We start from the raw sequence: 8,322 nt of genomic DNA, 5'->3' as shown, positions 1-8,322 counted from the left end.
GCGCGCCCCGGCCGGTACATCCCGGCCGGGGCTCGCTGCGCGTCCTTCCCCGATCAGCCGTAGACGGGACCGGTGTACTTCTCGCCAGGACCCTGGCCCGGCTCGTCCGGGACGACCGACGCCTCGCGGAAGGCCAGCTGCAGCGACTTCAGCCCGTCCCGCAGCGGCGCCGCGTGGTACGAGCCGATCTCCGTGGCGCTCGCCGTCACCAGGCCGGCCAGCGCGTGGATCAGCTTGCGTGCCTCGTCCAGGTCCTTGTGCGCCTCGCCCTCCTCGGCGAGGCCGAGGTTGACCGCGGCTGAGCTCATCAGGTGGACCGCCACCGTCGTGATCACCTCGACCGCCGGCACGTCCGCGATGTCACGGGTCATCGCGTCGAAGTCGGGGTCCGCCGGGTCGGGGGTGTCGGGCTGCTGCTGCGGGGTCTGGTCGCTCATGCGTGGGACTTCTCTTCCTGCTGAGGGGATCGCGTCCACCCTATGGCCCGCACCTCTTGACTCGTGTATTCTGGTGTTCCGACCGGCCGGACACTCATGTGACCGGCCCACAAGTGGAGGCTCCGATCTCCCACCCGACCGACCTCACGGTTGGCGGGTCACGGTCCGGCTGCGCCCCGCGGAGACTTTCGCGGCGGTGCTCCTGATCCATTTACGGAGCCCCGCCTGTGTCCCGTCCGGGGCGTTTTGCATGTACCGGCGCGGTTGGTCACACCGAAAAAGACGTTACGCGGCAGTCCGCCAGGCCGTCGCGTGGTGCTACCGAGGAGGATCCATCAGCGCCGAGCCCCGCATCAACGACCGGATTCGCGTCCCTGAGGTGCGACTCGTCGGTCCCAGCGGCGAGCAGGTCGGCATTGTGCCGCTTGCCAAGGCCCTGGAGCTTGCGCAGGAGTACGACCTCGACCTCGTCGAGGTGGCCGCGAACGCACGTCCGCCGGTCTGCAAGCTCATGGACTACGGAAAGTTCAAGTACGAGTCGGCCATGAAGGCCCGTGAGGCGCGCAAGAACCAGGCGCACACGGTCATCAAGGAGATGAAGCTCCGGCCGAAGATCGACCCGCACGACTACGACACCAAAAAGGGTCACGTCGTTCGGTTCCTCAAGCAGGGTGACAAGGTCAAGATCACGATCATGTTCCGTGGTCGCGAGCAGTCCCGCCCCGAGCTGGGCTTCCGGCTGCTGCAGCGGCTCGCGTCCGACGTGGAGGACCTCGGCTTCATCGAGTCGAATCCGAAGCAGGACGGCCGAAACATGATCATGGTCCTCGGTCCGCACAAGAAGAAGACCGAGGCGATGGCCGAGGCCCGCGAGGCGCAGGCCGCCCGCAAGGCGGAGCGCCAGGGTGGGGTTCCCTCCGAGGAGTCCCACGAGGAGCCCGCCGAGGCGTGATTCCTGGGCGTGAGCCCCGGACCTGCGCCGGGGCGCCCGTCCCGGACACCAACCGAAACATTCTGACGCTCCCGCTCCGGCCCGGCCGGTGGGAGCGCCACTGACGAGGAGAGTACGGCGCATGCCGAAGAACAAGACCCACAGCGGTTCCAAGAAGCGCTTTAAGATCACCGGCTCCGGCAAGGTGCTCCGCGAGCGCGCCGGCAAGCGCCACCTGCTCGAGCACAAGTCGTCCCGTCTGACGCGTCGCCTCTCCGGCAACGCCGAGATGGCCCCGGGCGACGCCGCGAAGATCAAGAAGCTTCTCGGCAAGTGAGTCGCCGCGCCCCTCACCCGAGGCGGCGCGCGACCAGGACCGGGACTGAATCGAACCGGGCCGTGTGACGACAACCACGGCCCCGCTACAAGGAGTTAACAAGTGGCACGCGTCAAGCGGGCGGTCAACGCCCACAAGAAGCGCCGGGCAATCCTCGAGCAGGCCAGCGGTTACCGCGGCCAGCGCTCGCGTCTGTACCGCAAGGCCAAGGAGCAGGTCACCCACTCCTTCGTCTACAACTACAACGACCGCAAGAAGCGCAAGGGCGACTTCCGTCAGCTGTGGATCCAGCGCATCAATGCCGCTGCCCGCGCCAACGGCATGACCTACAACCGCTTCATCCAGGGTCTGAAGGCCGCCAGCATCGAGGTGGACCGCAAGATCCTCGCGGACCTCGCCGTCAACGACGCGAACGCGTTCGCCGCGCTCGTCGAGGTCGCCCAGAAGGCGCTCCCGAGCGACGTCAACGCCCCGAAGGCCGCCTGAACACCGGCCTGACGACGTGGTGAAGCGGCACCGCAGGCCCCGGCCGGCGGGTCCGCCGCCGTTTACCGGACCGGCGGCGTACGACCCGCCGCCCGCCCCGCACCGTACGAAAGAAGCGAGCCGCCGACCATGGGCACCCCCGAGCTGATCTCCCCGCGTTCCCCGCGCGTCGCCGCCGCCCGGCGGCTGGCCCGCCGCGCCTTCCGCGGCAGGGAACGCCGGTTCATCGCCGAGGGCCCGCAGGCCGTCCGGGAGGCCATCGCCCACCGCGTCGGCGGCGAGCCCACCCTCGTCGAGCTGTTCGCCACCGTCGAGGCCGCCGAGCGGCACGCCGAGATCATCGCCGCCGCACACGCCGCGGGCGTCCGTGTCCATCACGCCGACGACCGGACCGTCGCCGACATCTCCCAGACGGTCACCCCGCAGGGCCTGCTCGGCGTCTGCCGGTTCCTGGACGCGCCGTTCGACGACATCCTCGCCGCCCGCCCGCAGCTGATCGCGGTACTCGCCAACGTCCGCGACCCCGGGAACGCCGGCACCGTCCTGCGCTGCGCCGACGCGGCGGGCGCCGACGCGGTGGTGCTCACCGACGCCTCCGTGGACCTCTACAACCCCAAGTCCGTGCGCGCGTCGGTCGGTTCGCTCTTCCATCTGCCGGTGGCCGTCGGCGTGCCGGTGGAGCGGGTGATGGAAGGACTGCGCGGTGCCGGTGCGCGGCTGCTGGCCGCCGACGGCGCGGGCGAGCGGGATCTCGACGCCGAACTCGACGCCGGAGCGATGAGCGGGCCCACCGCCTGGATCTTCGGCAACGAGGCGTGGGGCCTGCCGGAGGAGACCCGGGCCCTGGCGGACGCCGTGGTGCGGGTGCCCATCCACGGCAAGGCCGAGAGCCTCAACCTCGCGACGGCCGCCGCGGTCTGCCTCTACGCCTCGGCCCGCGCCCAGCGCACGGCCGGCGGCTGCCGCGGCGCGTCACCCGCCTGAGGGGTGTCCGGCCGATCGTCCCGGCACCTACGGCCGTTGCTAGTAGGGTGACGTGCCCGGGGCCCGGAGGGGGAAACAGGGGATGAGCGTGAGGACTTCCGGCGCTGCCGCCGCTGCGGACATCAGCCCGCAGGACCGCGGCCTCGCGCACGCCGCCGCCCGTCCCGACCTCACCGCGGGCCTCGGCATCGGCCCCGACGACCTGCCCGACGGCCTCGTCGTCGCCGATGAGGGGGGCCGCGTCATCTGCTTCAACACCGCCGCCGCCAGGATCACCGGTACCGACCCGCAGGACGCGCTCGGCCGGCCCCTGGACCAGGCGCTGCCGCTCCAGGACGTCGAGGGCCGCCGCTGGTGGCAGTTGACCGACCCCTACGGCGGCCTCGCCATCCGCCGCGGCCAGCCGGAGCGCAATCTGCTGCTGGGCGGCCGCGAGGTCCTGGTCTCGGCGCGCTATGTCCGCAGCGTCCCGACGGGCCCCGTCCAGCGGCTGATCGTCGCGCTGCGCGGCACCGAGGCCAGGCGCCGTACGGAGCTGAGCCACGCCGAGCTGATCGCCACCGTCGCGCACGAACTGCGCTCGCCGCTGACCTCCGTCAAGGGGTTCACGGCCACCCTCCTCCAGAAGTGGGAGCGCTTCACCGACGACCAGAAGCGGCTGATGCTGGAGACCGTCGACGCCGACGCCAACCGCGTCACCCGGCTGATCGCCGAGCTGCTGGACATCTCGCGCATCGACTCCGGGCGTCTTGAGGTGCGGCGGCAGCGGGTCGACATGGTCGCGGCGGTGCGCCGGCATGTCCAGGCGCAGACCACGGCGGGCCAGGCCCCGGAACGCTTCATGATCCGGCTGCTTGAGCCGCTGCCCGATCTGTGGGCGGACCCGGACAAGGTGGACCAGGTGCTGGGCAACCTCCTGGAAAATGCGGTGCGGCACGGCGCGGGAACCGTCACCATCGAGGTCACAGCGGCAGCGCAGGCGACGCACACGGAAGGGACCGCGGTCACCGTGAGCGACGAGGGCACCGGCATCCCCGAGGAGTCGATGAGCCGCGTCTTCACCCGCTTCTGGCGGGGCAGCAAGCGCGGCGGCACCGGCCTGGGCCTGTACATCGTCAAGGGCATCGTCGAGGCGCACGGCGGGACGATCACGGTCGGCAGGGCTCCCGCCGGCGGCGCCGAATTCCGCTTTGTCCTGCCTGTCGCGACTCCGGCCTTCATGGCATAGGAGGGGCCACGAAGTGTCGTGCAAGGGCGGTGGCGGGCGACGGGCGGGCGCCCCGGGCCGGGGCTCGGAACAGCCCTGTCGGCCCCTCCCCTTAGACTTGCCCTTTGGCACCTTTGGCGCACAAGCATCGCGGGCACAGCGCGGGCTCGGCATCCGAAGTTTGTGATCGAAGAGCCGAGGCGAAGCGAGCCAAGCCAAGCCAGACCACCGGAAGCACGGGAAGAGATGTCCGCACCCAATAAGTCGTACGACCCTGTCGAGGTCGAAGCCCTGAAACCGGAAGAGATCGCCCGCCGGACGGACGAGGCGCTCGCCGCCATCGCCGCCGCGGCCGATCTGGAGGCACTGCGCGAGGTGAAGGCCGCGCACGCCGGCGACCGTTCGCCGCTCGCGCTGGCCAACCGCGAGATCGGCGCGCTGCCCCCGCACGCCAAGGCGGACGCCGGCAAGCGCGTCGGCCAGGCACGCGGCCGCGTGAACCAGGCGCTCAAGGCCCGCCAGGAGGAGCTGGAGGCGGAGCGCGACGCGCGTGTGCTCGTCGAGGAGGCGGTGGATGTCACGCTGCCCTACGACCGGCAGCCTTCCGGTGCCCGGCACCCGCTGACCACCTTCATGGAGCGGGTCGCCGACGTCTTCGTGGCGATGGGCTACGAGGTGGCCGAAGGCCCCGAGGTCGAGGCGGAGTGGTTCAACTTCGACGCGCTCAACTTCGTGCCCGACCACCCCGCGCGCCAGATGCAGGACACCTTCTTCGTCCAGGGCGAGGGCACCAAGGGCGACGAGTCCGGTGTCGTGCTGCGCACCCACACCTCGCCGGTCCAGGCCCGTACGCTCGTCGACCGCGAGCCGCCGGTGTACGTCGTCTGCCCGGGGCGGGTCTACCGCACCGACGAGCTGGACGCCACGCACTCGCCGGTCTTCCACCAGATCGAGCTGCTCGCCGTCGACGAGGGCCTGACCATGGCGGATCTCAAGGGCACCCTGGACCACATGGTCCAGGCGCTCTTCGGGCCCGGCATGACGACCCGGCTGCGGCCGAACTACTTCCCGTTCACCGAGCCGTCCGCCGAGATGGACATGGTCTGCTACGTCTGCCGTGGCGCGTCCGTGGGCAACCCCGACCGGCCCTGCCGCACCTGCTCCAGCGAGGGCTGGATCGAGCTGGGCGGCTGCGGAATGGTCAACCCCAAGGTGCTGATCGCCTGCGGCGTGGACCCCGAGAAGTACAGCGGGTTCGCGTTCGGCTTCGGCATCGACCGGATGCTGATGTTCCGGCACAACGTGGAAGACATGCGTGACATGTTCGAGGGCGACGTCCGGTTCACCCGGCCGTTCGGGATGGAGATCTGATGCGTGTCCCGCTTTCCTGGCTGCGGGAGTACGTCGACCTGCCGTCGACCGAGTCCGGCCGTGACGTACAGGCCAAGCTCATCGCGGTCGGCCTGGAGGTCGAGACCGTCGAGCGGCTGGGCGATGGCCTGAAGGGGCCGCTCGTCGTCGGTCAGGTGCTGACCATCGAGGAGCTGGAGGGCTTCAAGAAGCCGATCCGCTTCTGCACCGTCGCCGTCGGCGACGCCAACGGCACCGGCGAGCCGCAGGAGATCGTCTGCGGCGCCCGCAACTTCGCGGTCGGCGACAAGGTCGTCGTGGTGCTTCCCGGCGCCGTGCTGCCCGGCGACTTCAAGATCGCCGCGCGCAAGACGTACGGCAAGAAGTCGCACGGCATGATCTGCTCCGGCGACGAGCTGGGCATGGGCGACGACGGCACCGGCGGCATCATCGTGCTGCCTCCGGAGGCCGAGGTCGGCACGGACGCCATCGAGCTGCTCCAGCTCGTCGACGAGGTGCTGGACATCGCCGTCACCCCGGACCGCGGCTACTGCCTGTCGATGCGCGGCGTCGCCCGCGAGACCGCCACCGCCTACGGCCTGCCGCTGCGCGACCCGGCGCTGCTCGACGTGCCGCCGCCGAACTCCTTCGGCTACCCCGTCCAGGTCGCCGACCCGCTCGGCTGCACCCGCTTCACCGCCCGTACGGTCACCGGCCTCAACCCCGAGGCACGCTCCCCGATCTGGCTGCAGCGCCGTCTGCAGAAGGCCGGGATGCGCACGGTCTCGCTCGCCGTCGACATCACCAACTACGTGATGCTCGAACTGGGCCAGCCGCTGCACGCCTACGACCGCTCCACCGTCGACGGGCCGATCGGCGTCCGCCGTGCCACCGGCGGCGAGCTGCTGACGACGCTCGACGGCACCAAGCGGGTGCTGGACACCGAGGACCTCGTCATCACCGACAACCGCGGCCCCATCGGCCTCGCGGGTGTCATGGGCGGCGCCAACACCGAGATCGCCGTGGGTGTCACCGACCCGGAGACCGGTGAGGTTCGCGGCACCACCGACGTCGTGGTCGAGGCCGCGCACTTCGACGCGCTCTCCATCGCCCGTACGGCCCGCCGCCACAAGCTGTCGTCGGAGGCGTCCCGGCGCTTCGAGCGCGGCGTGGACCCGGCCGCGGCGTCGGCCGCCGCGCAGCGGACCGTCGACCTCCTGGTGCTGCTCGCCGGCGGCACCGCCGAGCCCGGCGTCACGGAGATCGTCTCGCCCAGCGGGCCGCGCACGATCACCATCTCCGCCGATCACCCGGACAAGGTCGCCGGCGTCACCTACGGCCGGGAGACGGTCGTGCGCCGCCTCCAGCAGGTCGGCTGCGACGTCTACGGGCAGGACGAGCTGGTCGTCACGGTGCCGTCCTGGCGGCCCGACCTGAGCGAGCCGAACGACCTGGCCGAAGAGGTCATCCGGCTGGAGGGCTACGAAAACCTGCCCTCCACCCTCCCGCTGCCGCCCGCAGGGCGTGGCCTGACCGAGCGCCAGCGGCTGCACCGCAGGGTCGGCAGGGCGCTGGCCGGTGCGGGCTACGTCGAGGCCCTGAACTACCCGTTCACCGGCTCCGCCGTGCTCGACCAGCTCGGCATCGCGCCGGACGACCCGCGGCGCAACACCGTCACCCTCGTCAACCCGCTCTCCGACCAGGAGCCCGATCTGCGCACGACGCTGATCCCGGGCCTGCTCGGCGCGCTGCGGCGGAACGACGGCCGGGGCACGCACGACCTCGCCCTCTTCGAGACCGGCCAGGTCTTCCGGCCGACCGGCGACGAGAAGCCGGCCGTCCGGCTGCCCGTGGACCGCCGGCCGACCGACGAGGAGATCGCCGGGCTGAACGCCTCGCTCCCGCAGCAGCCGCGGCGCGTCGCCGTGGTGCTCGCCGGGGCCCGCGAGCAGGCCGGCTGGTGGGGCACGGGCCGGCCTTCGACCTGGGCGGACGCCGTCGAGGCCGGGCGTACGGTCGCCCGCGAGGCCGGTGTCGAGCTGAGCGTCCGCCAGGACCAGCAGGCGCCCTGGCACCCGGGCCGCTGTGCCGCGCTGCTCGCGCGGATCGACGGCGAGGAGGTGCTGGTCGGCAACGCCGGTGAGCTGCACCCGCGGGTCATCAAGACGCTGGGGCTGCCGGAGCGCACCTGCGCGATGGAGATCGACCTGGACCGCGTCGAGCGGGCGGCCGAAGGCCCGCTGCGCGCACCGCGGATCTCCACCTTCCCGGTCGCCACCCAGGACGTCGCGCTCATCGTGGACGACACGGTGCCCGCGGCGGACGTGGAGGCGGCGCTGCGCGCGGGCGCCGGTGAACTCCTGGAGTCGCTGCGGCTGTTCGACGTGTTCAGCGGCGAGCAGGTCGGCGCGGGCAAGAAGTCCCTCGCCTACGCGCTGCGCTTCCGCGCCGCCGACCGTACGCTGACCGCCGATGAGGCATCGGCAGCCCGTGACGCCGCGGTCGCCGCGGCGGCGGAGCACACCGGAGCGGTCCTGCGCGGCTGCCGGCGGGCCCGCAGCCGCGACGGCTCAGGGGCGAGGGCGCGGCC

The 8,322-nt window shown here is 71.7% G+C and carries 8 protein-coding genes; 7 read left to right on the top strand and 1 reads right to left on the bottom strand.

Going from position 1 to position 8,322, the window contains the following annotated elements; all coding sequences use genetic code 11:
* Positions 1 to 53: 53 nt before the first annotated feature.
* Positions 54 to 437 carry a DUF1844 domain-containing protein gene (locus tag LIU39_RS34330; protein ID WP_227050900.1) on the bottom strand — a complete coding sequence of 128 codons (384 nt, stop codon included), beginning with the start codon at positions 435 to 437 and terminating at the stop codon, positions 54 to 56.
* A gap of 250 nt (positions 438 to 687) precedes the next feature.
* On the opposite strand from LIU39_RS34330, the gene infC reads away from it, so the two are divergent.
* From infC to pheT, 7 genes are all read left to right on the top strand, one after another.
* Positions 688 to 1,389 carry a translation initiation factor IF-3 gene (gene infC, locus LIU39_RS34325; RefSeq protein WP_227050899.1) on the top strand — a complete coding sequence of 234 codons (702 nt, stop codon included), beginning with the start codon at positions 688 to 690 and terminating at the stop codon, positions 1,387 to 1,389.
* Between the two features lie 121 nt (positions 1,390 to 1,510).
* Complete coding sequence (gene rpmI / locus LIU39_RS34320; RefSeq protein WP_227050898.1) at positions 1,511 to 1,705, top strand: 50S ribosomal protein L35; 195 nt, start codon at positions 1,511 to 1,513, stop codon at positions 1,703 to 1,705.
* A 102-nt stretch (positions 1,706 to 1,807) separates the two neighbouring features.
* Entirely contained in the window at positions 1,808 to 2,191 is a 384-nt protein-coding gene (rplT, locus tag LIU39_RS34315) for a 50S ribosomal protein L20 (protein WP_143942134.1), read from the top strand.
* Between the two features lie 129 nt (positions 2,192 to 2,320).
* Complete coding sequence (locus LIU39_RS34310) at positions 2,321 to 3,175, top strand: TrmH family RNA methyltransferase (protein ID WP_227050897.1); 855 nt, start codon at positions 2,321 to 2,323, stop codon at positions 3,173 to 3,175.
* Positions 3,176 to 3,257: 82 nt separating this feature from the next.
* Positions 3,258 to 4,403: a sensor histidine kinase gene (locus tag LIU39_RS34305; protein WP_227050896.1), complete on the top strand. Its 1,146-nt coding sequence runs from the start codon at positions 3,258 to 3,260 to the stop codon at positions 4,401 to 4,403.
* A gap of 225 nt (positions 4,404 to 4,628) precedes the next feature.
* On the top strand, positions 4,629 to 5,753 hold the full coding sequence (pheS, locus tag LIU39_RS34300; protein ID WP_227050895.1) for a phenylalanine--tRNA ligase subunit alpha: 1,125 nt from the start codon (positions 4,629 to 4,631) through the stop codon (positions 5,751 to 5,753).
* A partial coding sequence (gene pheT, locus LIU39_RS34295) for a phenylalanine--tRNA ligase subunit beta (protein WP_227050894.1) occupies positions 5,753 to 8,322 on the top strand: 2,570 nt, incomplete at its 3' end. The genes pheS and pheT, both read left to right, overlap by 1 nt.

Source organism: Streptomyces pinistramenti (assembly GCF_020564935.1).
GTDB lineage: Bacteria > Actinomycetota > Actinomycetes > Streptomycetales > Streptomycetaceae > Streptomyces > Streptomyces pinistramenti.
The sequence above is the reverse complement of the archived record's forward strand: the minus strand, read 5'-3'. Positions and strand labels throughout refer to the sequence as shown.

Excerpts from the sequence above, each read along its gene's own strand:
- LIU39_RS34330 (WP_227050900.1), bottom strand. The coding sequence starts at position 437 with ATGAGCGACCAGACCCCGCAGCAGCAGCCCGACACCCCCGACCCGGCG.
- infC (WP_227050899.1), top strand. The coding sequence starts at position 688 with ATGTACCGGCGCGGTTGGTCACACCGAAAAAGACGTTACGCGGCAGTC.
- rpmI (WP_227050898.1), top strand. The coding sequence starts at position 1,511 with ATGCCGAAGAACAAGACCCACAGCGGTTCCAAGAAGCGCTTTAAGATC.
- LIU39_RS34310 (WP_227050897.1), top strand. The coding sequence starts at position 2,321 with ATGGGCACCCCCGAGCTGATCTCCCCGCGTTCCCCGCGCGTCGCCGCC.
- LIU39_RS34305 (WP_227050896.1), top strand. The coding sequence starts at position 3,258 with ATGAGCGTGAGGACTTCCGGCGCTGCCGCCGCTGCGGACATCAGCCCG.
- pheS (WP_227050895.1), top strand. The coding sequence starts at position 4,629 with ATGTCCGCACCCAATAAGTCGTACGACCCTGTCGAGGTCGAAGCCCTG.